This is a genomic window from Thermococcus atlanticus, from assembly GCF_054657855.1.
This window is the reverse complement of sequence record NZ_BAAHXX010000001.1, coordinates 47,779-71,753: the sequence shown is the minus strand read 5'-3', so window position 1 is coordinate 71,753 and position 23,975 is coordinate 47,779. Positions and strand designations below refer to the sequence as shown.

Annotated in this window: 31 protein-coding genes; 22 read left to right on the top strand and 9 right to left on the bottom strand. The window is 47.0% G+C overall.

The genetic code is table 11. The annotated features are described in order from the left end of the window. Nucleotides 1-984, top strand: a complete 984-nt coding sequence (locus tag ACYQ27_RS00415) for a glycosyltransferase family 2 protein (RefSeq protein WP_460040746.1) — start codon at nt 1-3, stop codon at nt 982-984. Here ACYQ27_RS00415 and ACYQ27_RS00410 read toward each other — a convergent pair. The 3 genes from ACYQ27_RS00410 to ACYQ27_RS00400 are packed head-to-tail and all read right to left on the bottom strand — an operon-like array spanning nt 953 to nt 4,200. Beyond that, on the bottom strand, nt 953-2,107 hold the full coding sequence (locus ACYQ27_RS00410) for a glycosyltransferase family 4 protein (protein WP_460040745.1): 1,155 nt from the start codon (nt 2,105-2,107) through the stop codon (nt 953-955). The two genes, ACYQ27_RS00415 and ACYQ27_RS00410, sit on opposite strands and share 32 nt — an antisense overlap. Beyond that, the gene (locus ACYQ27_RS00405) at nt 2,067-3,224 is read right to left on the bottom strand and encodes a glycosyltransferase (RefSeq protein ID WP_460040744.1); all 1,158 of its coding nucleotides are present in this window, start codon (nt 3,222-3,224) and stop codon (nt 2,067-2,069) included. The genes ACYQ27_RS00410 and ACYQ27_RS00405 overlap by 41 nt, the downstream gene beginning before the upstream one ends. Nucleotides 3,225-3,228: 4 nt before the next feature. Then, a complete protein-coding gene (locus tag ACYQ27_RS00400) occupies nt 3,229-4,200 on the bottom strand; it encodes a glycosyltransferase (protein ID WP_460040743.1) in 972 nt (323 codons plus the stop codon). Nucleotides 4,201-4,259: 59 nt separating this feature from the next. Between ACYQ27_RS00400 and ACYQ27_RS00395 the strand changes: the two genes are divergently transcribed. The 9 genes from ACYQ27_RS00395 (at nt 4,260) to ACYQ27_RS00355 (ending at nt 12,273) form a co-directional block, all read left to right on the top strand. Next, the gene (locus ACYQ27_RS00395; protein ID WP_460041744.1) at nt 4,260-4,865 is read left to right on the top strand and encodes an acyltransferase; all 606 of its coding nucleotides are present in this window, start codon (nt 4,260-4,262) and stop codon (nt 4,863-4,865) included. Between the two features lie 53 nt (nt 4,866-4,918). Then, nucleotides 4,919-5,203 (top strand): hypothetical protein, encoded by a 285-nt coding sequence (locus tag ACYQ27_RS00390; RefSeq protein WP_460040742.1) that lies wholly within the window; start codon nt 4,919-4,921, stop codon nt 5,201-5,203. Continuing rightward, nucleotides 5,164-5,502 carry a type II toxin-antitoxin system VapC family toxin gene (locus ACYQ27_RS00385; RefSeq protein WP_460040741.1) on the top strand — a complete coding sequence of 113 codons (339 nt, stop codon included), beginning with the start codon at nt 5,164-5,166 and terminating at the stop codon, nt 5,500-5,502. Before ACYQ27_RS00390 ends, ACYQ27_RS00385 begins: the two co-directional genes overlap by 40 nt. Nucleotides 5,503-5,505: 3 nt before the next feature. After that, on the top strand, nt 5,506-6,606 hold the full coding sequence (locus tag ACYQ27_RS00380) for a DegT/DnrJ/EryC1/StrS family aminotransferase (protein WP_460040740.1): 1,101 nt from the start codon (nt 5,506-5,508) through the stop codon (nt 6,604-6,606). Next, the gene (locus tag ACYQ27_RS00375) at nt 6,599-6,793 is read left to right on the top strand and encodes an antitoxin family protein (RefSeq protein WP_460040739.1); all 195 of its coding nucleotides are present in this window, start codon (nt 6,599-6,601) and stop codon (nt 6,791-6,793) included. Before ACYQ27_RS00380 ends, ACYQ27_RS00375 begins: the two co-directional genes overlap by 8 nt. Next, entirely contained in the window at nt 6,790-7,230 is a 441-nt protein-coding gene (locus ACYQ27_RS00370) for a type II toxin-antitoxin system VapC family toxin (RefSeq protein WP_456453193.1), read from the top strand. Before ACYQ27_RS00375 ends, ACYQ27_RS00370 begins: the two co-directional genes overlap by 4 nt. Next, the gene (locus ACYQ27_RS00365) at nt 7,230-8,183 is read left to right on the top strand and encodes a UDP-N-acetylglucosamine 3-dehydrogenase (RefSeq protein ID WP_460040738.1); all 954 of its coding nucleotides are present in this window, start codon (nt 7,230-7,232) and stop codon (nt 8,181-8,183) included. Before ACYQ27_RS00370 ends, ACYQ27_RS00365 begins: the two co-directional genes overlap by 1 nt. Nucleotides 8,184-8,185: 2 nt before the next feature. Beyond that, nucleotides 8,186-10,933: a nucleotide sugar dehydrogenase gene (locus ACYQ27_RS00360; protein WP_460040737.1), complete on the top strand. Its 2,748-nt coding sequence runs from the start codon at nt 8,186-8,188 to the stop codon at nt 10,931-10,933. 203 nt (nt 10,934-11,136) lie between these two features. Further along, entirely contained in the window at nt 11,137-12,273 is a 1,137-nt protein-coding gene (locus ACYQ27_RS00355; protein WP_456454182.1) for a site-2 protease family protein, read from the top strand. Between the two features lie 18 nt (nt 12,274-12,291). Here the strand turns inward: ACYQ27_RS00355 and ACYQ27_RS00350 are convergent, their stop codons facing one another. Beyond that, complete coding sequence (locus ACYQ27_RS00350) at nt 12,292-12,618, bottom strand: hypothetical protein (protein ID WP_456454180.1); 327 nt, start codon at nt 12,616-12,618, stop codon at nt 12,292-12,294. Nucleotides 12,619-12,792: 174 nt separating this feature from the next. On the opposite strand from ACYQ27_RS00350, the gene ACYQ27_RS00345 reads away from it, so the two are divergent. Together ACYQ27_RS00345 and ACYQ27_RS00340 are read left to right on the top strand one after the other, a co-directional pair. Next, nucleotides 12,793-13,413: an IS607 family transposase gene (locus ACYQ27_RS00345; protein WP_456453996.1), complete on the top strand. Its 621-nt coding sequence runs from the start codon at nt 12,793-12,795 to the stop codon at nt 13,411-13,413. Further along, nucleotides 13,410-14,723, top strand: coding sequence for an RNA-guided endonuclease InsQ/TnpB family protein (locus ACYQ27_RS00340; RefSeq protein WP_456453995.1), 1,314 nt, complete (start codon nt 13,410-13,412; stop codon nt 14,721-14,723). The genes ACYQ27_RS00345 and ACYQ27_RS00340 overlap by 4 nt, the downstream gene beginning before the upstream one ends. Here ACYQ27_RS00340 and ACYQ27_RS00335 read toward each other — a convergent pair. Further along, nucleotides 14,698-15,042 carry a hypothetical protein gene (locus tag ACYQ27_RS00335; RefSeq protein ID WP_456453994.1) on the bottom strand — a complete coding sequence of 115 codons (345 nt, stop codon included), beginning with the start codon at nt 15,040-15,042 and terminating at the stop codon, nt 14,698-14,700. The two genes, ACYQ27_RS00340 and ACYQ27_RS00335, sit on opposite strands and share 26 nt — an antisense overlap. A gap of 102 nt (nt 15,043-15,144) precedes the next feature. Here ACYQ27_RS00335 and ACYQ27_RS00330 point away from each other — a divergent pair, with 102 nt between their 5' ends. From ACYQ27_RS00330 to ACYQ27_RS00285, 10 genes are all read left to right on the top strand, one after another. After that, nucleotides 15,145-16,113 carry a TIGR00269 family protein gene (locus tag ACYQ27_RS00330; RefSeq protein WP_460040736.1) on the top strand — a complete coding sequence of 323 codons (969 nt, stop codon included), beginning with the start codon at nt 15,145-15,147 and terminating at the stop codon, nt 16,111-16,113. A gap of 451 nt (nt 16,114-16,564) precedes the next feature. Beyond that, nucleotides 16,565-16,762, top strand: a complete 198-nt coding sequence (locus ACYQ27_RS00325; protein WP_460040735.1) for a TIGR04140 family protein — start codon at nt 16,565-16,567, stop codon at nt 16,760-16,762. Between the two features lie 63 nt (nt 16,763-16,825). Beyond that, on the top strand, nt 16,826-17,407 hold the full coding sequence (locus ACYQ27_RS00320) for a hypothetical protein (protein WP_460040734.1): 582 nt from the start codon (nt 16,826-16,828) through the stop codon (nt 17,405-17,407). A 1-nt stretch (nt 17,408) separates the two neighbouring features. Continuing rightward, nucleotides 17,409-17,705 carry a transcriptional regulator gene (locus ACYQ27_RS00315; protein ID WP_460040733.1) on the top strand — a complete coding sequence of 99 codons (297 nt, stop codon included), beginning with the start codon at nt 17,409-17,411 and terminating at the stop codon, nt 17,703-17,705. Next, a complete protein-coding gene (locus tag ACYQ27_RS00310; protein ID WP_460040732.1) occupies nt 17,698-17,883 on the top strand; it encodes a CPBP family glutamic-type intramembrane protease in 186 nt (61 codons plus the stop codon). The genes ACYQ27_RS00315 and ACYQ27_RS00310 overlap by 8 nt, the downstream gene beginning before the upstream one ends. A gap of 114 nt (nt 17,884-17,997) precedes the next feature. Beyond that, nucleotides 17,998-18,150 carry a hypothetical protein gene (locus ACYQ27_RS00305; protein WP_460040731.1) on the top strand — a complete coding sequence of 51 codons (153 nt, stop codon included), beginning with the start codon at nt 17,998-18,000 and terminating at the stop codon, nt 18,148-18,150. Beyond that, nucleotides 18,150-19,454: an RNA-guided endonuclease InsQ/TnpB family protein gene (locus tag ACYQ27_RS00300; RefSeq protein WP_460040730.1), complete on the top strand. Its 1,305-nt coding sequence runs from the start codon at nt 18,150-18,152 to the stop codon at nt 19,452-19,454. Before ACYQ27_RS00305 ends, ACYQ27_RS00300 begins: the two co-directional genes overlap by 1 nt. A 4-nt stretch (nt 19,455-19,458) precedes the next feature. Continuing rightward, nucleotides 19,459-19,671: a hypothetical protein gene (locus ACYQ27_RS00295; RefSeq protein ID WP_460040729.1), complete on the top strand. Its 213-nt coding sequence runs from the start codon at nt 19,459-19,461 to the stop codon at nt 19,669-19,671. Nucleotides 19,672-19,702: 31 nt separating this feature from the next. After that, entirely contained in the window at nt 19,703-20,296 is a 594-nt protein-coding gene (locus tag ACYQ27_RS00290) for a hypothetical protein (protein WP_460040728.1), read from the top strand. A 4-nt stretch (nt 20,297-20,300) separates the two neighbouring features. Beyond that, entirely contained in the window at nt 20,301-20,600 is a 300-nt protein-coding gene (locus ACYQ27_RS00285) for a transcriptional regulator (RefSeq protein ID WP_460040727.1), read from the top strand. Here ACYQ27_RS00285 and ACYQ27_RS00280 read toward each other — a convergent pair. Genes ACYQ27_RS00280 through ACYQ27_RS00265 form a run of 4 tightly spaced genes read right to left on the bottom strand, consistent with a single transcriptional unit; the run spans nt 20,571 to nt 23,943 of the window. Continuing rightward, nucleotides 20,571-20,933 carry a hypothetical protein gene (locus tag ACYQ27_RS00280; protein ID WP_460040726.1) on the bottom strand — a complete coding sequence of 121 codons (363 nt, stop codon included), beginning with the start codon at nt 20,931-20,933 and terminating at the stop codon, nt 20,571-20,573. The genes ACYQ27_RS00285 and ACYQ27_RS00280 overlap by 30 nt on opposite strands. Continuing rightward, nucleotides 20,930-22,000 carry a galactokinase gene (locus ACYQ27_RS00275; RefSeq protein ID WP_460040725.1) on the bottom strand — a complete coding sequence of 357 codons (1,071 nt, stop codon included), beginning with the start codon at nt 21,998-22,000 and terminating at the stop codon, nt 20,930-20,932. The genes ACYQ27_RS00280 and ACYQ27_RS00275 overlap by 4 nt, the downstream gene beginning before the upstream one ends. Before the next feature lie 7 nt (nt 22,001-22,007). Continuing rightward, complete coding sequence (gene galT, locus ACYQ27_RS00270; protein WP_460040724.1) at nt 22,008-22,994, bottom strand: galactose-1-phosphate uridylyltransferase; 987 nt, start codon at nt 22,992-22,994, stop codon at nt 22,008-22,010. Then, the gene (locus ACYQ27_RS00265; protein WP_460040723.1) at nt 22,975-23,943 is read right to left on the bottom strand and encodes an NAD-dependent epimerase/dehydratase family protein; all 969 of its coding nucleotides are present in this window, start codon (nt 23,941-23,943) and stop codon (nt 22,975-22,977) included. Before ACYQ27_RS00265 ends, galT begins: the two co-directional genes overlap by 20 nt. Between the last annotated feature and the right edge of the window lie 32 nt (nt 23,944-23,975).

The following is a 23,975-nucleotide window of genomic DNA, read 5'->3' as shown; positions in this document are numbered from 1 at the left end:
ATGAGTGTCTATCCCCTTATAAGCATTATAACTCCAACTTATAACCATGAAGAGTTTATCATAGATTGCATCAGAAGTGTTTTATCTCAAACATATAAAAACTGGGAAATGATAATTATCGACGATGGGTCAAAAGACAACACGATTGCAATCGTTGAAAAATACAGGGATTATGATGATAGGATCCACATTATAAAACAAAAACATCGAGGAATATGGCAGTTAAACAAAACATACAACAAAGCTTTCAAATTCTCAGATGGAGATCTCATAGCGATCTTGGAAGGAGACGATTTTTGGCCTCCATACAAACTAGACATTCAACAAAGAGCATTTAAAAAGGACGAGAGTATTGTCCTAGCTTGGGGAAAAGCATATCTATTTTATCAAGGCCGTATTTTGGGAATAACTCCAAAAAATATCAAAGTCTCCCGGATAAACAAAGAAGAGTGGTATATACCCCAATTGCTTCTTAAAAATTACATTCCTGCCGTCACTGTCATGATAAAGAGAGAGGCGTTAGAATCAATCGGCGGTTTTAAACAAAACCCAATTGCACCATATGTTGACTATACCACTTGGCTAGAGTTGTCATTACTCGGGAAATTTAAATTCATCAACAACATTCTCGGATACTGGCGAAGACATCCTTCTCAAATTACCAACAATGCTACTATTGAGATTGCAAAAGCTGCAAAAGAAATTTCAAGTGAATTTGTCAAAGGTCATCGCATTATATTAAAACAGAAGGGGATTAATATAAAGAGAATAGAACAGGAGATACAAGAAACATACGAAAAGAGACTCTCTGTGGCATATTTTATGAAAAGCTTATCTGAATTGAACAAAGAAAAATTATCTTTTTTCATAGATGAGGCCTTATTTAGAGGTAATCTTACAATCAAGTTAAGAGCATTATTGATTAAGAATCATATAAAAGCCCCACATTATATCATTCTACCAAAGTTTTATTATAAATCTTGATCATGTGTTTTGCCACATTTTTCCAAGTAACCTGTTCCGCATACCTCCTTATCTTTTCTCTGTCCCATTCTTTATCGAGGGCTATTAAAATTTTCTCAGCAAGGCACTCCGGATCAGCAGGCGGACAGAGCAGACCGTAATCTCCGGAGATTATTATCTCGGGAACGCCCCCAACGGCTGTTCCCACAAAGGGTAAACCAACACCAAGAGCCTCAGACATAACAGTTGGATTACCTTCACTCAAACTCGGTAAAACGAAGATGTCAGCAGCATTCATCCAAATTGGAATCTCAGAATGAGGCCGAGCTCCCACAAGCCTGACTATTCCCTCAAGGTTAAGCCTCCTAATCTGAGCCTCCAGCTCTTTTCTTAACGGGCCATTACCCACAATATAGAGCACCACGTCTTTTTCAACATTTGCTATTTTCCTGATTGAGTCTATAAGGTAACTGTGACCTTTAACCGGGACTAAATTTGCAACGTTTAGCAGCACCCTTTTATCCTGAGGTATCCCTAGCTTTACCCTTGCCTCGAATTTGTCCATGGGCCTGAACAGTTGAGAATCAAAACCATTTGGAACTACGCTCAATCTGTCCTTTGGGACACCAAGCTTTTCCGTTAATATCTGAAAGTTGCTTTTACTGACGGTGATTATGTGATTTGCAGAATTCAGTGCAAACCTAATTTTCTCAAACCATTCCCCGCTCCGAAATGGACTCTCATAGACATCATAGCCATGGGCTGTGATAATTAAAGGCGTCTCAAATCGATCTTTTAACTTTGCACCAGCATACCCGCTCGGCCAAGTAAAGTGAGCATGAATCAGGTCAAATTCAAGCTTTTCAGCAGTGATAACTCTCAAAGCAGCTTTAAAGAAGTTGTCTCCAAGTCGTTTTCTATAGAATTCAACCGGTAAATGGAAAAATCTTGGAAAGAACACCCTTACGTTATCATGCACATAATCCCGAAGATTCCTGTTTACTCCCCATGGCTGGGGAGAGATAACATAAACTTCATCAAAATAATCCTTCAGATAACTAACCTGCTCCTTAACAAATATTCCCCCATAATGAGAATTATCCTCATTTGGATACGAGTTCGTGATTATTAAGAGATTGCGCATAAAGCATCACCAGCTTTTTCTCTTCATTTTTCCAGTTCCACTTCTTAATAATCCTGCTGGGGCTAAATTTGAGCTTTTTATTTTCAACGAACTTTAGGACTTGTTTCAGATGATGCAGATTTAACTTTTTAATAGCAATTCCGCATTTATATTCCCTTACAAAATCCTCCATTAGAGAATCTGCATTAACTATACTTGGTATGCCCATCACAGCAGCCTCAAAAACTTTTATTGCAATAGCTCTTTTTATGTTCTCTCTTTGGGGATACCATGCAAAAATAACATCACAAAGCATGTAATAGTTAGGAATTAGTCTGTAGTCAATGCTTCCGATAAATTCAATATCCAGCTCAGGATATTTCTCTTTTACAAGTCTCTTTAATTTGTCCGTAACCCTCCCCTCACCGACGAAGAGAATTTTATATCTGTGTGGGGTGTTTTTTGCAACCTCAAACAGCGGTATGAAGTTTGAGACTGTTCTCTGTGCTCCTATAAAGCCAATTGTAAATTTTTTTGATGGTTTAACTCTGAGTTGGGGATAATTCAAGAATGTTTCGACATCTGGAACATTCCATATTGAAATAACCCTTTCCGGAATAATTCCTTCTTTAATATAATATTCTCTCAACCCTTCATGTTTTCGTCCTATCGACTGTGTTGCTACTATAAGGATGTCAGTACACTTTGCAAAGAGTATGTCTATGATTTTGACTAACTTCCCAAGCAAATTTTGATCCCCTTCCATAGAAAAAAACGTGAAGTAAAGATCATGCACATCATAAACCCACTTTATCCCCTTAAGTTTTTTGAAAATAAATCCCAAGATAGCGGTATCGAAGTCGTGAGTGTGGATAGCATCGGGCTTTAACTTCAATATAACTTTAAACGCCTTGAGATAGAAAAGGGGAAGCTTCAAAGCCATTAACGGGCCGTATTCAGCTTTGGGGCCAAGACGAATGACCCTAAATCCTTCAATTTTTTCTTCTTCTGGGTATCTCCCCTCCCTATCCCAGGCAATAACATAAACCTCATGTCCTGCTTTGGCCAAACTCTTAGCTTCTTTGTAAACCCGGGGATCCGGTTTGAAGGGATTGCTAACCGTCATTACAATTTTCATTTTATCACCTGAACGCTCTCTTTCCAAACAACAGTCCCGCAATGAAGCCGAGGCTTATTAGATTATGAAATACGAACATAATTGGAGACAACACGATGGAAGAGACATCCTTTGACTTTAAAGCAAGTCTTATGCTCTCCCCAACCAAAATCATCCAGTATCCAAAAAACAGCCAGAGCAAAGGTCTTAAAAATGGGATGGCAAGTTCAAAGCCCAAAAATCCCATGGGGAAAAGCCAGGGGAGAGAAAAATATCCCTTCCTGATGGCCATACTCTTAACCGCACCGTAGTTGAAAGTCTGTCTCAAAAAGCCCCTCCATGTTGAGCGGGCGAAGTAGTGGCTTTTAATTTCCGGGTTGAAGAATAGCTTATACCCCCGTTTATTTATCCTTAGATTGAACTCAAAATCATTCCCCGTCAGCATATCCTCGTCAAAACCCCCAATTTCCTCAGCTATCTTTCTATCGTACAGGGCAAAAGCGACCGTCCTTGCAAAATGGGGCTTTTCTTCATACCAGAAGGTGCTCGCTCCGCTGAGGGGGGAGGAATATATTAACGCCACGAGCCTTGCCAGCCAGTTTTCATAGAGCTTTATTATCTTCCCACCAACACCGGTCAGCTTTGGTTCTCTCTTCCTGACCTCAAGAAACGTTTCGACGCTCTTCCTCAGAAAATCTCGATCTGGGTATGCGTGAGCGCCGAAGATTATGAAGAGCTCCCCCTTTGCGTCTCTGAGCCCCATATTGAAAGCATAGACCTGTCTGCGCTTTGGATTGGCTTTATAATGCACCAAGCCAGGGTAGCGCCTTTCAAATTCCCTTATTATTTCCGCAGTCTTATCAATGCTCATACCGTCATAGACAAGAATCTCATATCTATCCTTTGGATAATCCTGATTAACCCACTCTTCAAGACACTTCCGGATGTATTTCTCCTCATTATAGGCAGGGATTACAACACTCACAAAGGGGAGCATGATTCCACCGCTGGCAAAGTTTATATTGGAGGGGGCTTTTAATATTGTTGGTGTTCAAAATGGCTCAAAAGTTTTTCGTCCATCCTCTGGCTGTTGTTGAGGAAGGGACCGAAATCGGCGAAGGAACGAGAATATGGCACTTCGCCCACGTCCGCAGGAACGCGAAAATCGGCAAAAACTGCAACATTGGAAAGGACGTTTATATTGATGTCGACGTTGAAATCGGGGACAACGTGAAAATCCAGAACGGCGTAAGCGTCTATCACGGCGTTAAGGTCGAAGATGACGTTTTCCTCGGCCCGCACATGACGTTCACGAACGACCTTTATCCAAGGGCATTCAACGAGGACTGGGAGGTCGTGCCCACCCTCGTCAAAAAAGGCGCAAGCATTGGAGCCCACGCCACGATAGTCTGCGGGGTTACGATAGGCGAGTACGCGATGGTTGGCGCTGGGGCGGTGGTTACAAAGGACGTTCCGGCATTTGGTCTCGTCTACGGCAATCCAGCAAGACTAAAAGGCTTCGTCTGTTACTGCGGGAGAAAACTGAAGGAGAAAACTGGCGAGGATGAAGAACATCTCATCTTCAAGTGCTCTCACTGCGGAAAAGAAGTTAAGATAAAGAAGGAAGATTATGAAAAATACCTGAAGGAAAAAGACCTGTGAGGCGGTGAAAACACTTAAATATGTGAATTCACATAGTAATGCCTGGTGATCCCATGCCCAATATAACCCTGTCAATCCCTCCGGGAGTATACGAAAAGATGAAAAAGCACAAAGAGGTCAAGTGGAGTGAGGTTGCCAGGAAAGCCATAATCGAATACCTTGAAAAGCTGGATGAGGGGGCGCTTGAGGTTCCCGGCGAACAGCTTCTTGAAGAGCTTGGGGAAGATTTTGTAAAAGATCTTGAAAGCATACCGGATGAAAAATTTGAGGAATATTACAAAAAAGCGAGGGAAGCAGAATGGAAACGCCTGAAAAGCTTTATGACACGAACGTATTAATAGAGGCCAGGAAAAATAAGAAATCCCTGCAGGGATATACCACTGTTTTCAATCTCGTTGAATACCCAAAAGGCGCGTTATTTAAGCTTACTCTCATCTACCCCTCGAAAAAAGAGTATAGGCTAGCCATAAAACTTTCAAAAGAACTTGTCAAAAGAGGACATCCACTTCCGGCTGTTGATGTCCTTATTGCCGCAATTGCATTGAATAGAAACCTCACAATAGCCACGAAGGATAGACATTTTCTTTTAATTAAAGAGATATATCCCGATCTCAAGATTGAAATATGGGAGGAATGAGGTATGATACCAATCGCAAAACCCCTAATCGAAGAGGAAGAAATTAATGCGGTTGTTGAAGTTTTGAAGAGCGGTATGCTCGCCCACGGGAAGGAAGTCGAAGCCTTTGAGAAGGAGTTCGCCCAATACCTGGGAGCAAAGCACGGGATAGCCGTCGCCAACGGAACCGCCGCGCTGGACGTCGCTTTGAAAGCCCTCAAGATCAAAGCCGGGGATGAGGTCATAACGACACCCTTCACATTCATAGCCTCGGCCAACTCAATACTCTTCCAGGGTGCTAAGCCTGTTTTCGCCGATATCGATCCAGAAACCTTCAACTTGGATCCGAACGAGGTTCTGGAGAGGATTAACGATAAAACCAGGGCGATAATAGTCGTCCACCTCTACGGCCAGCCCGCCGATATGAGGGCCTTCATGGAGATTGCGGAGGATCACAACCTCTATCTCATCGAGGATTGTGCTCAGGCGCATGGAGCGGAGTTCGAGGGGCAGAAGGTCGGCACTTTTGGACACATTGCGGCATTCAGCTTCTACCCGACGAAGAACATGACGACGGGAGAGGGGGGAATTGTGGTTACGAACGATGAGGAGCTGGCTAAGAGGGCTAGTTTAATACGGAACCACGGGCAGGCGGAGAAGTATTTGCATGAGGAGCTCGGCTATAACTTGAGGATGACAAACATTGCTGCAGCCATTGGAAGAGTCCAGCTGAGAAAGCTCGATGGGTGGAATGCTGAGAGGATTGAGAACGCCAGGCTCTTGACGGAGGGAATAGGCAAGATTGAAGGCTTAACGCCGCCTCACGTTGATTCCCGCGTGAAGCATGTTTTCCACCAGTATGTGATTAAGGTGGAGGACGAGTTCCCGCTGGGCAGGGATGAGCTGGCTCAAAAGCTCAGGGAGAAAGGCGTTGGGACGGGGATACATTATCCGATGCCCGTTCACCACCAGCCCCTATATCAAAAGCTCGGCTATCCAGAGGATATCTGTCCAAACGCTATAGAAGCGAGCAGGAAAGTCCTGAGCCTGCCGGTACATCCCGCCGTGAGCAAGGAGGACATTGATTATATACTCGAAACGCTTAATAAAATAGCGGGTGAGTGAGGTGGAAATAATAGAGGTTGTGTATGAGAACGGTGTTTTCAGACCATTGAAAAAAATCAAGCTGAAAGAGGGAACCAGGGCCAGGGTTATACTCAACTCTCCCAAGGGTCTCCTGGAGATTATAAGGAAGTACCAGAAAAAAGTTGACACGGATGTGCTTGAGGAGTTCCTGGAGGAGAGGAGATGATAGTTATTGATACCTCCGTTTTCATTGATCTATTTTTTAGATACAGGGACGAAAGGACGAGGAAAGCAGAAGCCGTGTTTGAGGTAATAGAGCAAAAGAACATCCCAATCCTGGAGCCCGAGATTTTTAAGCTTGAACTGATCTCGCAGCTCGTGAGGAGAATGGAGAAGAGTGACGCAATCCTCACGGGGGAAGAGGTGTTTAAGAGAACAAATTTCGTATCACTGGATACATTGATGGAGCTGGCGTTTATGATATCCCTTGAGACCGGTTCAAGGGCTACGGATTCATTTTACATCGCCGTGGCAAAGATCAATGACGTGCCAATAATCTCCAACGACAGGTTTCAGGTGCGTAGTGCGCGCGAATTTGGTGTAACCGCTTTTTATATTACCGAAAATCTGAATACTGCCATTGAGTTTTTGGAGGGATTGTAATGCTCCGCGTTGGTGTTGTTGGCGTTGGAAACATGGGGTATCATCACGCGAGGGTTTATTCTGAGCTTGCCAGGGAAGGGAAGGTGGAGCTCGTTGGAATTGCCGATGCCAACTTCGAGAGGGCCAAAGAGGTCGCCAAGAGGTTTGGCGCAATCCCCTATGCGAATTACAGAGAGCTGGCAAAAGAAGAACTGGACGCCGTCAGCATAGCGGTTCCGACTTCACTTCACAGGCAGGTGGCATTGGAATTCATAGGGAAGGGAACGAGCGTTTTGGTGGAAAAGCCGATAGCAGACACGGTTGAGAACGCCAGGGCGATAATAGAAGCCTCCAAGGAGGAAGGAGTTACGCTCATGGTAGGCCACATTGAGAGGTTCAATCCCGCAGTCCTGAAGCTCAAGGAGGTAATAGAAGGAGGGGTTCTCGGAGAAATCGTCACAATGAACGCCAAAAGGGTAGGGCCCATGGTGGTCAGAATCGCCGATGTCGGGGTGATAATAGACCTCGCGGTTCATGACATTGATGTAATGGGGTTCCTAGCAGGTTCGAGGGTGAGGGAGGTCTATGCAAAGGCGAGGAACGTCAAGCATCCCGCAAATGTTGATGACTATGCCCTCATAATGCTAACCTTCGAGAATGAAATCAGCGGCGTCGTCGAGACGAACAGGCTAACGCCCCACAAGACGAGAACCCTGAACGTGGTGGGAACCAGCGGGATAGCCTATCTCGACTACATAAACCAGAGCCTTACAATCTACGATGAGCAATGGGTCAAGGAGGCGAAGATACAGAAGAAGGAGCCGCTGAGAAATGAGCTCGAACACTTCATCGAGTGCGTTGAGGGCAGAAAGAGACCCCTAGTATCCGGGGAGGAGGGGCTTCACGCACTGGAGGTAGCGATTAGAGCTTTAGAGAGTGCGGAAGAGGATAAAATAGTAAAACTGGGTGAGTGAGGATGAAGCTCATCGGGCTGGGGAGGGAGGAGGTCAAATCAGCCCTCAAAAATGGGGACATTACTATAGCCGTCTACGGCATGGGCAAGATGGGGTTGCCTCTGGCCGCGGTTTTCGCTGACCACGGGGCCAGAGTCATAGGTGTTGACATCAACGAGCGCATTGTGGAGAGGATAAACCGCGGCGAAAACCACGTCAGGGAGGAGCCCGGGCTGGACGAGCTCGTGAGGAGGAACGTTGAGGCCGGCCGCTTAAGGGCAACTGTGGACGGTGTTAAAGCTGCAAAAGAGGCCGATGTAATGATAATCCTCGTGCCCACCCTGACAGACGAGAGGGGCAACATAAAGCTCGGCCCGGTCTACGATGTGGCGGAAAAGATTTCTCAGGGACTTGAGGAGGGTGATATAGTCATCACCGAAGCAACAATGCCGCCCGGCACGACTGAGAGTTTAATTCCAATCCTCAAAAAATCCGGCTTGAAGCTTGGCGAGTTCGGCTTAGCGCATGCCCCCGAGAGAACCATGACCGGAACCGCCATTAGAGACATCACCGGTCAGTACCCCAAAATCGTCGGGGCGAACGATGAGAAAACGCTTGAAGCGGTGGTTGGAATCTACGAGACCATCAACAGGAAGGGCGTAATCCCGATAAGTTCCATCAAAGCGGCTGAGGCCGTCAAGGTCTTTGAAGGCGTTTACAGGGACGTGAACATTGCCCTGGCCAACGAGCTGGCGATGTGGTGTGAGGAGCACGGGCTGGATGCGCTTGAGGTCTTTCGGGCTGCCAACACTCAGCCTTACTGCCACCTGCACATGCCCGGGGCCGGGGTTGGCGGGCACTGCTTTGCAAAAGGCGAGTTTGTCTTTCTGGACAAAAACGGGCTCGAACCGCTAACCGTTGAGGAACTATTTGATGTGATTGAGGGAAATGTTGAGGAGACCAATGGAGTGCTAATAAAACGCCCCGAAAGGGAATACCGCATACTGTCCTTTGATCCAGTTTCCGAGAGGCCCACCCTTGAAAGGGTAACTCTGGCTACGAAAAGAAGGCTCAAACCCGGAGAGAGAGTCCTTGAGATAAAAACAAGAACCGGAAGGAGCATTAAGCTGACCGAGAATCACATAGTATGGGTTTATAAGGATGGCAGTTTCATTGAAAAGCTGGCAAAAGACGTCAGAGCCGGGGACAGGATAGCCATACTGACCGAGTTGCCCCAGAAAGAGACTCCCAGGGTTCTTGATGTCATATCAATACTCTCCGAGAATCCGGACGGCTACAGGGTGAAGTTTGCGGAGATGCCAAAAGATGTCAGGGCACTTCTTCACTCCAAACTTGCCCCAAAATCCTATGAGTACGTGAGAAATAATTATATACCTCTTGAATACTACGGTGAGTTCCGGAGAACACTTCCCGAACCCAAAGCGATAGCAAGGGGCAGGGGACCAAGCTACTCGGAATTCCCGCCTGAAGTCATGATTAACAGGGAATTAACAACCCTCTTGGGATATTACATATCCGAGGGCTGTATAACCGCTGACAATTCCTCGAGAACAAGATTCTCATTCAACATTAATGAAACTGAGTACATTGAAGAGGTAAAAAGCACCCTCAGGAAGATTGGCATACGCTATTCTGAGTATACTCAGGACAGCGTCCACCACATTAAAGTCTCATCAAGAGCTTTTGCCGAGCTCCTCAAGTTCCTTGGAACGGGCGTTAACTCCTATGATGCCAAAGTTCCGGGTTTCATCCTCTACAGCAGAGCCCTTCAGAGGGGAGTTCTAAGGGGGATAATAAATGGGGACGGAAGCGTCTCAGTATATGAGGGCAAACACCGGATGAAAAAGAACGGCAGGGAGTATATTACCAACAGAGTAAGCGCAAGCGTTGAAGTGGCAACTGCCAGCGATAAGCTCGTCCAGCAGCTTTTCCTCATGTTCCAGAACCTCGGCGTTGTTCCATCCTACAAGAGGAATGGAAACGTCCATATACTGCGTATCTTCGGCCCTGACAATCTTGAAAAACTCAGGGGAATCGTGAGCGGTGAGAAGGGGAAGAAGCTCAACTACTACCTGAGCAACATAAAGAAACGGGAGAGGAACTCAACATTTAAACTCATGGGAAGTTTTGCACTCGTTGAAGTCAAAGAGATAATGCCAGTTGAATACGATGACTACGTTTACTCCTTTGAGGTTGAAGGAACCAACACCATAGTGACAACTTCAGGTATAATAGTGCACAACTGCATTCCGGTGTACCCCTGGTTCGTCATTAATCTCGCGAAAAAGACCAATCCTCGCTTAATAAAGACCGCAAGGGAGATTAATGATTCGATGCCCCACCATGTTGTTGAGCTTACTGTTAAAGCGCTCAACGAGGCTGGAAGACCGCTTAAGGGAAGCAATATTCTCGTTCTCGGTCTAACCTTCAGGGGCGGTGTGAGAGAGTTCATGAAGGCCGCTGCGAAGCCGATAATTCAGGAACTGAAAGAGTGGGGTGCGAACGTTTACGCTTACGATCCCCTCTGCACTCCCGAGGATGCGGAGCGGTTTGGTGCCGAGTGGAAGGAGGACTTCAAAGGCGTGGATGTCATTGTAATCACGGCAGACCACAGGGAGTTCAGGGAGCTCGACCTCGAAAAGCTTGCGGGAGAAATGCGGAGCAAGGTGATCGTGGACGGAAGAAATGTCATTGAGACAGAAAAAGCCCGGAAACACGGATTCATATACGTTAGGGTAGGCAGGGTATAGTTCATTGCTTTTTTCTTTTGAAAACTCCGGGGATGCAGCATTCGGAGGGGGCGCTAAACCAATAATCCACCGAGGGATAAGATTGAGATGTGTCTGTGGAATGAACTGACAGAAGTAGTGATGTGCCCACAGGCTGAACCCTCGCAAATGGAAGGAGGTCAGTTTTTTAAACCTATCCCCCCATGTGATATTAGGTGAATCAAATGAGCATCACTCTCATCACGGTACTCTTTGGCATAGCAGTTTTCTGGATACTGATGTATCTGCTCTTCGGCAGAAACCCCGAAGAGAAAGAGGAAGGGCTTGAGGTAGACGGGATTGTGGCTATGTGGAGGACAAAGAGGCTCCTCGGGTTTATAGAGGGCCTTGCCCGGAGATACAGGCGTTTCTGGGGGATTTATGGAGACGTAGGCATAGTCCTCGGTTTTGCAGGAATGGCCTTCGTATTCTACATGCTCTTCAAGACCGCCATGAAAACCGTGACCAGCAGGGGTGCGGCTGCGGGAGTCCAGCTCGTCATCCCCGGCGTCACAATCCCCCTGTGGTACGGACTCATAGGGCTGGCGGTTGTTCTGGTTGTGCATGAGCTGAGCCATGGTGTCGTTGCCCGTGCCGACGGCATACCCCTGAAATCCGTTGGGCTTGTTTTATTTCTGGTGCTGCCAGGGGCGTTTGTCGAACCCGATGAGGATGCCATAAACCGGGCCCCGCTGAGAAAGAGGCTGAGGGTCTATGGAGCGGGATCAATGGCCAACATAGTAACGGCCCTTGTTGCCCTTCTGATAATAAATCTGGCTATAGCCCCACTCCTCCAGCCGAATGGAATTCAGGTTGCGGGGGTTATCCCCGGAAGCCCGGCCGATGGGGTGCTGCAGAAGGGAGATGTTATAGTGGGCATAGACGGACATCAGATCACCACGGTGGAGGGCTTCATGAGGTTCATGAACACAACAAAGCCGGAACAGGTGATAACCCTCCAGATTCTAAGAGGGGGGAAGGAAACGGAGGTCAGGATAAAACTGAAGGAGCACCCCGAGAGACCCGGAAAGGGCTATATAGGAATTTATCCTGCACAGAGCGTGAAATCCAAAATCGGAGGGGAATCCGCGGTTATCCCGCTCTTCTTCACGCTCTACTGGATATACGTCCTCAACATAGGCATCGGCCTGATGAACCTCTTCCCCCTCGTTCCCCTCGACGGCGGCAAAATGCTGGACGATGTCGTGAAGGAGTACCTCCCGGACAGGATAGCCAGACCGGTCAGATACGCCACCATAGGCGTGGCACTCTTCCTGCTCGCCCTCAACCTGCTCCCGGCCTTCAGGAATCTGCTGGGGTGAGCACCTGCCATTTAATCATCATTTAATAATTACCTTCCCCCTTTTCAGCCTGAACTCATACGTGCGGGGTTCGAAGTCAGGGAGAGGGGATTTTCTGATGAACATCTCCTCAAAAGCCGATGATGTCGAGTTGAACTCCACGATGTACTGGCTGTAGAGGCTAACCCATGAGACAAACTCCTTTGATACCCTGTCCCTGTTGAGGAGGAAGATGTTTAAAGGTCTCTTTCTGCTCTCACTCAGGCGTGCTTTTTCCTTTTCAGCGAGATTTCTCTGGAGAATCTTTATCACATTTTTCTCACCGAGCAGAAACGCAAGGCCCTCAAGGGTCACATTTATTCCCACGCTCCTCCTCTCACTCCCCACCCTTTTCAGGATTTCCCTGTAGAGAGCCGTGAACTTGGGCAGATACGTCGATATGTCGACACCCTGAGTTGAGTAGACGTAGGCTGTTTTCTAAGTAATGTCTTTCAAAAGATTTAAATACTTTTGTTGCATATTCTTACTTGGGTGTCAGTGATGCCAAAGTATTACAAACCTTCGGAAGTTGCGGAGCTTCTCAACTACAATAAAGTCACCATAATCCGCTGGATTCACGCTGGAAAAATCAAGGCAATTAAAATAGGCCGGGACTTCAGAATTCCTGAGGAAGAAGTCCAAAAACTACTCGGCAAGAAAAAAGAAACAACCAGAGCAATCCTCTACGCCAGAGTCTCAGGAAGAGATCAGAAGAAAGACTTGGAAACCCAACTCAAAACCCTCGAACAATACGCCATCAGCAAAGGCTACCAAATCGTGGATGAGGTTAAGGAAATCGCCTCAGGACTGAACGAAAACAGGAAAGGCCTCAAAAAACTCATCAATTCAGCCAAAAACAGGGAGTATGACGTTCTCATCATAACCTACCCCGACAGACTCACACGATTTGGGTTCAAATACCTGGAAGAACTCTTCTCAGCCTACAACGTGAGAATTGAAACAGTCTTCAAGAAGGACAAAACTCCAAAAGAGGAACTCGTTGAGGATTTAACCGCCATAATAGCCAGTTTTGCGGGCAGACTTTACGGGTTGAGGAGCCACAAGAACAGGAAGCTCGTTCAGGGCTTCAAAAAACTCCTCACGGAGGTTGAGGGTGAGTGAGACTAACCCGAACAATCGTCCTTGAGAGCCTTCCACTCACGAAAAGAAAGTTCGAGGCGATAAAAGAAGTTTATGGCGAATATTCAGAAATTCTGGAGTTCCTAACAGATTACACCGTCGAGAACAAGGTGAAGAGCCACCTGAAACTTCGGAAACTCTTCTATCAAAAACTAAAGGAAGAGCATGATTTACCCACCCACTATTACTACACTGTCTGTCAGGATGCAGTAACGAGGGCGAAGAGTTTCCTCGAACTGAAGAAAAAAGGGAAGGCCAGAACAGAGAAACCAGTAATCAGAAAAGTTTCCCTCTGGCTGGATGACGTTCTGTGGGATTACAAACGATTTCCACAGTTCAACTCACTTAGAGACGGGAGGAAATTCCTCATAATCGGCCTGACGACGAAGAAAGGACGGATAAAACTCCCGTTGAAACCACACAAACTCTTCTTCAAGTATCTCAACGAAGGATGGAAAGTCAAGGCGGGCGTGAAACTCAGGTTAATTGAGGAAGAACGAAAAATCATCGCATATTTTGTTTTTGAGAAAGAGTTTGATGACTCATCGCTGAGTGGAAACTTCCTCAGCGTGGATTACAACGCTGACAACGTTTCTCTTGGCACCCGTGAGTTTTTGATTCAGGTTAGGACGGATTTGGGGAGATTGACGAGATTTTATTCTGACGTGAGGAGGAGGATTCAAGAGACTCATCCTATTGGTTGGAAACGAAAACTCCCCTCAAGGAAGGGGAGAAAACTCCTCAAGAAGTTTGGACGGAGAAAGAGGAATAAGAGAGTTGATTTGCAGAGGAAGTTGGCAAAACGGCTCGTTGAACTTGCAAAGAAGTTAAACGCTACGGTCGTTCTTGAGGATGTCCCAGAGAACTTCAATCAAAAGATTGTGAGAAAGAGGAAAAAGAATGAGAAGAGGTTAAGGAATACGCTCCACAATATTGGTATGAATGGTTTTCAAAGGTTTGTCCTCGAAACGGCAATTAAGTGTGGTGTTCCAGTCGTTTTTGTTAATCCGTCTTACTCCTCCCGTGTTTGCCCTCGCTGTGGCGCGTTTAAGGTTAAACCTGATGACGACGCTCTGCGTCGGAGGGTTTTTGAGTGTCCTGTTTGTGGGTTTTCCCTTGACAGGGATTTTGTTGCCGTGTTAAACTTGTTGGGGCTGTTTCCGTTCAGCCCGAAGGTCAATGAACCATTAGTTAAGGGCTTGGTAAGCCCCGTGACGCTGGTGGTTGAGGCCAACCTCCTGCACCACAAGAACTCATTAATAGTGATTACTCAGGCAATACAACAAAAATAGGTGCAGGAGGAAACGGTATATCATAGTCTAGCCCGTAAAACGACCCGAACACCTCTATCACGCCTAGGTCACCGCTCTTCCCGTATCTGTGAAGGTCAAAACCCACACTGCTGAGTTCCATTGAAAGGGGAGTTACCGGCATTGAATTGTTGATTATGATGCCGAAATCCCCCTCTTTAATCCTGTTTTCCAGGATTTTAACCCCCAGGCCCCACCCGTAGGAGTATGTGTCGTATATTATGAGGAAAATGCTATCCTCCAGAAACCCTCCGCCAATGGCAGAATCCAGCTCCCCAATTCCAGTGCTCAAAAGCTCCATGGCAGCACCCCCATGTATACTGGAAAATCATGACTTAAATTTTTTCTTTGAAGACGGTGAGATTTTTAAAGATTGTCGAGATTTCAGGGAGGGGAGAGAAAGATGAAGTGTTCAAAATGTTCAAGGGATGCCGTGTATCATGCCCGCTATGAGGGGAAGTACTACTGCAGAAAACACTTCAACGAGATGGTCGAGAGGAAGGTTAAGGGGCACGTGAAAAAATACAGGTTGATTGAGAAGGGTGAGAGGATAGCTGTCGGTGTTTCCGGCGGGAAGGACAGCGTTGTCCTGCTCCACCTCCTCGCAAAGCTCCGCGAGAGATTTCCCTTCGAGCTGGTTGCGGTAACGATAGACGAGGGTATAGCGGGTTATCGCCCGCCAAGCGTTGAAATCGCAAGAAAAAATGCGAAGAAGCTCGGAATAGAGCACAAGGTTTATTCGTTCAGGGAATACATCGGTTTCACCCTCGACGAGACGGTTGAGATAATGGGGAGCTTTGAAAGGGGAGAAAGGGTTGGGGCCTGCTCCTACTGCGGCGTCTGGAGGAGGTGGCTCCTCAACTATGCGGCCAATGACGTGGGGGCGGATAAGCTTGCCGTGGGTCACAACCTCGACGACGAAGTCCAGATGTTTCTGATGAACATAATGCGTGGCGATGTGGCGAGACTGGGGAGGACGGGGCCGTACTACGAGGTAATCCATGAAGACCTCGTTCCGAGGATCAAGCCGCTGAGGGAGGTGCCGGAGAAGGAGATTGTGCTTTACGCCGTGCTGAACAACATTGAAGTTGATTTTTCAGAATGCCCCTATGCGGTTGAGGCCTTCAGGGCGGAGATAAGGGACTGGATCAACGAGATGGAGGAGAGACATCCGGGAACGAAGTACCAGATACTGCGGAGCTACGACAAGCTCTTCCCGCTCATAGCAAAAACATACGTTAAACATGAGCTCAACCGCTGTAGGATATGCGGCCAGCCCACAACAGGTGAGATATGCAAGGCCTGCGCCTTCAGGTTGCAGGTTGAGAGGAAGGCGAGGGAGAAGGGAATAAACTTCAGGGTTGGTGACTGACCTCCTCCCTGTCCTGAAGGGCGAGGGTTCCAACGAGCTAACCCCTCGCTATTGACGGGGAGGTTTGAGGGGTCTCCATCGGGAACCCTTTCAAGGGTTCCCTGAACCCCTCGGGGAGGGTCTTCCCCCCATTACCCCTACCTGCCAGAGCAGGCAGGCTCGGGGTTATCGCTTCAAAGCCCCCCTCCAAACTCCAACTGCCCGAAGGACGCCCGTCATCCCCGCTCTGGCGGGGACACGATGAAAGCCCTCCAAGAGGGCTATCCCTGAAAGGACTCTCTCCAAGTCCATTACCACTCCAAAACTTAAAAGGCTTTCGGTGATTTGAAAGGCAGACTCAAGAACACTGCATCCCCTGGCTTTCGGAAGGGTTAAACAACACTTTATAAATGGGTGGTTAGTATACTGAACAACCTTTAGCTTTCCGGTATAACCAGATGGGGGTTTCTCCTTGAGAATCCTTGAGACCGCGGTTTCCTTTGAGGAGCTCAGGGATATAAAGAGAATGAGCGGAGCGGATATCAGGCTCACCCTTCTAAAAAAGGTCGAGAGAAACGGCATTCTCCTAAACGTGGTTCTGATAGAGGGCAAAGCCGGGGAAGTCGAGCGCTTCATGGAGAAGCTCCGACTGGCCAGAGCCGGCGGATAGTTTGGAGGGCAAACTTCTGGCAGGGTATTTAAAGAGGGAATATCAACTTTTTCCGGTGGGAACATGGAGGAGCTGAGTGAAGCGTTAAAGGCGGTTGAAAAACAGCTCAACTTCGCGAGGAAAGCCTACCGCTCAATCGTCTACCTCTACTGGGCGGTTGCTTTTCCCGTGATATACGTGGTTTCATCTGTCGTTTCAGCCTATACCGGAATGTCTGTGGGCTCAGGTTTGGTTCTCCTCTCCGCCGCTGGGATACTGCTCTTTGTTGTGGAAGAGAGCAGAGCGTTGAGGAATGTGATCAGAATAGAAACCGCCCTGGGAAGAAAAAGGGGAGTGAAGGTAAAATACCTCCTCGCGCAGCTAATCGTCTGGCCCATCGTTATACTCGCCATCGGGCTGAATGTCAAGGACCAATGGCTCCTGCCTCTCTTGTCGATAGGAGCCGGGATGACAGCTCTCGCCGTCCTTGGAGTCCTGTTCAAAGAGAGATGGCAGGAAAACGCTATGGTTGGAGCCGTAATACTGCTCTCCAGCATTCCATACCGGATGGTTCCCATAACAAAGGGAGCTTACACTACACTCGTCCTTTCGGCGGCTTTTGGGTTTGCTGCATACTGTAGCCTGAGAAAAGCGATGAGGGAGTGAGATGCTCGATGAACTGGCCAAGCTTTCAAAATCGCCTCTTGGCAATCCGACGAGGCTGGCAATAGCCCTCTACCTCCTGTCGAGGGAGAGAACAAGCTTCACCGAGCTTAGAAAGGCTCTAAAGCTAACCGCCGGAAACCTTGAGTTCCATCTCAAAGCGCTTGAAGATGCCGGAATCGTGAGAACCTACTACGGCTTCGGCAGAAGGCCGAGGAAGTTTATCGAGATAACGGATGCGGGTGTTGACGAACTAAAAAACGTTCTCGGAATCCTCAGGGAGGTTGCTGGCTATGATTGAATTTGCCATCTTGCCTGAAAATCCTGCTGAAAAATTTTTCCTGCTTCTCATCATGGCGCCACTAAGCGAGGAGATTCTGAACAGAGGATTGATTGAAGGGTATCTACTTCAACACGGTTACCTATGGAGCGCAATACTCTTCCCGGCCTTCCTGTTTGCCTTACATTTTCCTTTTTGAAAGCCTCGCCCTTTAGGGCGGGATGCAGTAAAAACCCAAACAGCCTCTTAACAGGAAAGCAACAGAAAATATTAAATACACTAATCACTCATACTCACCATTAGGTGGGTAACGGTGGGAAGAATCGACATCTACCTGAGGGACGACGTGGAGAAAAAGTTCAGAGAACTCGTTGAGAAGCTCTATGGGGGAAGAAAAGGAAGTCTGAGCATAGCCGCCGAGCAGGCAATCCTCGACTGGATTAAAAAAGTTGAAAGCGAGGAGTAATGAAGCGGACGATAACCCTCAAACTCCAACCCTCAAAGGAGCAAGCAAAAACCCTTTCCGAGTTAGCCGACCTTGGGGCTAAAGTCTGGAATAGAGTAAACTACCTCCGCAGGCAACAGTTCTTTGAGGGCAAAATCGTGGACTTTAACGGCACGGAGAAAACCATTTATGAAGAGTTCAAAAAGGAAATCGGCTCTGCGACAGTCCAGCAAATCTGCCGGAAGAATGCTGAAGCTTGGCGTTCGTTCTTTGCCCTCCTTCGGAAGAAGCGGAACGGTGAACTTCCCTCGTGGTTAAAACCAAAACCGCCAAACTATCTCAAGGAAGACGGGAGAAGAAAACCCTTAATCGTTTTGAGAAACGACCAATACAAGATTGAAGGCAACAAACTAATCCTTAAAGGCCTTGGGAAGTTCAAACGCCTCGAAGTTCAGTTCAAGGGGAGAATTCACCTGAAGGGCAGGCAGGGGCGGTTAGAAATAACCTTCGACCCTGTAAAGCAGAAATGGTATGCTCATCTAAGCCTCACAGTTGAGGGAAAACTCGAAGGGGAGGAGTGGGTTAAACTCCCGAGGACTCCAAAAGGAAGTCTCTCGGCGGGAGTTGACTTGGGAGTGAACAATTTAATGGCTGTTTACGTTGAAAACGGCCAGAGCTTCCTCGTGAACGGGAGGCCTTTAAAGAGCATTGACTTCTACTGGAGGAAAAAGATTGCAGAATACCAGTCCAAACTCAACAAGAGTGGAGCCAGAACGAGCAGAAAACTCAGGAGAATGCACGAGAAAGCGAAACTTCAGGCGAAGCACTACATTAACACGGCAGTTAGACAAACTGTTAAAAGGCTTTATGAGCTTGGAGTCTCAAGGATTGTCGTCGGTTATCCCAAAGGCATTGCAAGGAACTCTAATAAGGGTAAAAAGCAAAACTTCATTCTCTCTCACGTCTGGCGATTCAATTACGTTATCAAACGCTTGAAGGAAGTTGCTGAAGAGTATGGTATCTCTGTTGTGGTTGTCAATGAGGCTTTTACTTCAAAGCTTTGCCCCGTTTGCGGGAAGCCCCATGAGGGGGCAAGGTTTATCAGAGGATTATTTAAGTGTCCCACAACGGGGCTTGTCTTTAACGCTGACTTAGTTGGAGCGTTTAACATTTTGAAGAAAGCGGTAAAAACGATAACCCCGAGCCTGCCTGCTCTGGCAGGTAGGGGTAATGGGGGGAAGACCCTCCCCGAGGGGTTCAGGGAACCCTTGAAAGGGTTCCCGATGGAGACCCCTCAAACCTCCCCGTCAATAGCGAGGGGTTAGCTCGTTGGAACCCTCGCCCTTCAGGACAGGGAGGAGGTCAGCCCATGGAGTCGCTTTTGATGAGAAAAAGATGTTTGTTCTGGGTGGCGCTTTTCTGCTCGGTTCATTAACCGGCTATCTCTTTGCATTAGGGGGTATAATTCCGGCCTTCATTGCTCACTCTTCCGCAAACCTCGCCGGAGTTCTGAATCCCAGAGAAAGGCCGGGTTATAAATAGGTGGATGCTCAATGTTAATTGAGGTGAGAGCATGGAGGAGGTTAAGGAACTTAAGAACGTCCTTGAGAGGGTTGAGGGTAAACTGATAGCGGCCGGCAGCATATACGGCGCCATAAACTTTGCGTACTGGCTATTTGTGATGTCGCTCTCCTACGTCATAAACGCAGTCGTGAATCTCCCCGCTGTGCTGGTGGGTCTCTACTGGGGTGCGGCCATTCTTGGGGGCATCGCAGTTGCTGGAAGGACCTTCAGGAGGCTCATAAACCTCTACATAGCCTCAGGAAGGAGGGTAAGGGGCTTTCCGATGTGGAGGCTCATGGTTCCGTGGGGCACCGGGGCGGTAGCGGGATGGGGAGTTATTCCAGCGCTCATGAGCGGCACCCCTGATGTCAGATTCGCGCTCGGGCTTCTCTCGTTCATAACCATAGCCCTCTTCGGCCAGTGGGCACTGGTAACCAAGGACAGGGAGTCCGTGCCCGCATTCCTGATACCGGCACTGGCAATACCCCTTGTCCGTGGAATGGAGAGCGATGCAGCCGTGCTTGCGGGCTTCGCAATAGCCACCGGCTTCGCCCTGACGATACTCCTGTACCTCCACTCGGCCTTCAGAGCCATAGAACGGTGATAGCATGGAAAAGCTGAGGGAGCTGACGAAGAACAGCGTGCTCGGTAACCCCACACGGCTGGGAATAATGCTCTACCTGCTTCCCAGGGAAAAAGCCCTGTTCAGAGATATCCTTGGAGTTCTTGAAATCACCCCCGGAAACCTTGACTCCCACCTGAAAGCCCTTGAGAGGGCGGGCTACGTTAGGATTTACAAGGTCTTCGCGGACAGGCCGAGGACAGCGGTGAGGATAACGGAGAAAGGGGCGGAGGAAACGGGGAGATATCTGAGGATGTTAAGGAGCATTCTTGGAGATGCCATTTAACCTCAAATTCAGATATTGGGTTCTAACAGTCGGGGGCTCAATTACGAGGGCTATCCCCTCTTCTCCCTCGGGACGATAAGCATTGTGCCATTCCGTGATTATATATAAGCAGTTTCTCCTCAAGGGAATCTCCTTCAGCCCGGCACCATTCTCACTTAAAACCAGTGTGATGGCACCTTTTATCAGAAGAAAAGCTTCGGGATGATCATGTTTTTCGAGATACTCTATCTCACCAGCGGAGGTAAATTCTGGCCGGTATATACCGCACTGCCAGGCCATTGTCTTAAAGACCACTTTCCATCTTGAGTTTACGGAAAAAGGGATTTCAATCATACCCCTCCCTCAGCTCGTACCCCTTCACTCGCCTGAACAATATAATATCGGGGATTCCATCTGAAACGCTTTTTATACTCTCTCAAAATAGCTTCTGCTATTTCTAAATCCTTCCCTTTTTCTACAATTATAATGGCAGCTCCCCCAAATCCGGCACCTGTTAATCTTGCTCCATATGCTCCTAACTCGCTGGCTTTTCTCACGATGAAATCCAACTCCTTACAGCTGACTTCATAATTTTCTGATATATCCCAGTGTGCTTCACTTAGGATTTTACCAAAACCCTCTATATCTCCACTTTTGAGAGCGTCCTTTGCGGACAACACTCTACCATTCTCCCTAACTATATACCCCATACGCTTTCTATGGGTTGATGGCAACGTGTTCAAATCTTTAAAGGATACTTCTTTTGATGACGACTTACCAAGCATTTTAAGAGCCTCCTCCACTATTCTGCGTCTTTTAATATATTCAGAGCCTGCGAGGGTTCTTTTTATTCCGGTGTGAAAAACCACCAATCGAGCGTCACTGGGCATTGGAATATATTCATACTCCAGCGTTTCCGTATCAAGAAATATCGCGTGGCCTTTTTTCCCAAAAGTTATGGCAAATTGATCCAAAATGCCACACGGAACATTCACGAATTCATTTTCCGCTTTTTTGGCTATAAACACCTTTTTAATCCTCGACAGTCTAATGGAATATGCCCTATTGAGAAATTCCAAGATTGCAAGTTCAAAGCTTGCCGAAGAACTCAGACCAGCGCTTACAGGGAGATCTCCATAAATCCTTCCCTGCATACCACCGACCTGAAAGCCCTCTTCCCTCACAGCCCAATAAATACCCTTAACGTAATCTATCCATGTCCCTGTTTTAATGGAAATTTCATTTAAATCAAAACCCCTTTTTTCCTTGAAATACTCGGAGTATAGCTTTACAGTTTCTGATATTTCCGCATCAAGCACGGTATATAGAGTTACAGCCAGTGGCATTGCATATCCTTTGCTGTAATCTGTATGCTCCCCAATCAGGTTTATTCTACCCGGGGACAACACCTTCAAAGTCATTCCCCCCTCACCTGCATTTTCCGTTCTTTACGAGGTGGGTTCTTCTGCAGGCCTCTCTAAGCCTTTCTGCATTCTCCTCAGGCAAACCATCATATGTGAACTCCCAAGTTGTGGTTTCTATACCAGCAGCATATTTAATCTTGCTTGCATCCCGAAGTATAGGATAGAATTCAATATGAAGATGATAGAACTCCGTCCTCTCATTAAAGGGTGCCTGAAATATCCCCATTATATACGGCATCTGCCTTCCGAAGAGCGTGTTAAGTGTGGCCGTTGTTACTCGTATTACATCAGCTAAGTTTTCAATCTCTCTCCTGTTTAACTGGGTTAAAAACTGCACATGTCGCTTGGGATATATATGACTCTCGAAAGGCCAGTTCGCAAAGAAGGGCATGAAGAGGACATAATCCTGATTTTCATAGATAATCCTTTCATTCGAAGCAAGCTCCTCCTCCAGAATACGACAGAAGAGGCACTTTCCGTTATTCCTGTAATATTTCCTAGAGTTATCAATCTTTAAACGAACCTTTAGTGGAATAAATGGAAGGGCATAAAACTGTCCATGTGGATGAGTTAGACTAACTCCTATCTCCTTTCCTTTGTTTCTAAATATCATCAGATATGCTATACGTTTATCTTTTGAACTCTGCTCAGTTATTCGCATCCATGCTTCCACAACTCGCTTCATCTGTTCAAGAGAAAGCTCATCTAAATCCTCCACATTATGTTCAGGAGTTTCAACTATAATGCCACACTTTCCTACTGCCCTTGCTTTTTTATAGAATCCTTTATCTTCAGGGTTTTCAGGGTTATCAGCAGATAAATCCAGAACCGGATATCTATTGGGTAGAACAAGCACGTCCCACCCATATCCAGTTTCTTCGGCTCCAGGACAAAAGGGACAATAGCCTTCAGGCCTCCAAGGCCTTTTTTTCCTAACTGCAGATACCATCACCCACTGCCCGGTTAGAGGATTATACCTGAGCTCTCGCATTGTATCCCCCCAGCAGTTCTTTTACTGTTTTCCTTACCGCTTGATAGCTGTTCAGTTTTGGTTTCCAACCTGTGCGTTTAGCCCTCTCTATGCTGAGGAGCATGAGCTTAACGTCACCCTTCCATCCTCTACCTCCGTCAACTCCTCCTGTAAATCTAAACACAGGGCTAAGACCCATTTCCTCACTCACTATCTTGGCAATCTCCTTAACAGTAATCCAATCTTCATTGCCAAGATTATAAACCTCAAAACTCTTGCTCCTTTTCATGAAATGTTCAAAAATGTGAAGGATTCCCTCTACAGTATCACTCACATGGAGATAGCTCTTCCTTTGCGTTCCATCCCCTAGAATCTCAAGGCTCTTTGAGTTCTTCCTCAATTTTTTTATGAAATCATAAATAACACCATGAGTGGAACGTTCTCCAACTATGTTTGCCAGCCTGAATATTAAAGCTCTAAAGCCAAAGGTATGGGCGTAGCCGCTTATCAAAGCCTCAACTGCAAGTTTGGCACCACCATAAACGCTGATCGGCTCAAGCCATGCATCTTCAGGCGTGGGGATAACTCTGGCATCTCCATAAACCGTTGAAGAGGATGTGAAAACGAGGTATTCTGTCCCAGAATCCTTAATCGCCTCAAGAAGATTATACGTGATAAGAACGTTAGTCTCGTAGAGCAACTTAGGATTCTGGTCACCAATCCTTACCTCAGGATTAGCAGCAAGATGAAAGACAGCATCAACCCCCTCGACAGCTTTCCTGACGGTATTTAAGTTTCTCATGTCTCCTTTAATGAATTCAAAACCTTCATGAGTTACCCACTGTTCTATATTCTCCACACTCCCCGCGCTTAGGTCATCTAGCACCCTAACTTCATGTCCCTTTTCCATAAACCCATCAACCAGATGAGAACCAATGAATCCAGCACCACCAGTAACTAAAATTTTCATCTCAGCACCTCCCTATATACACAAGGGATCAT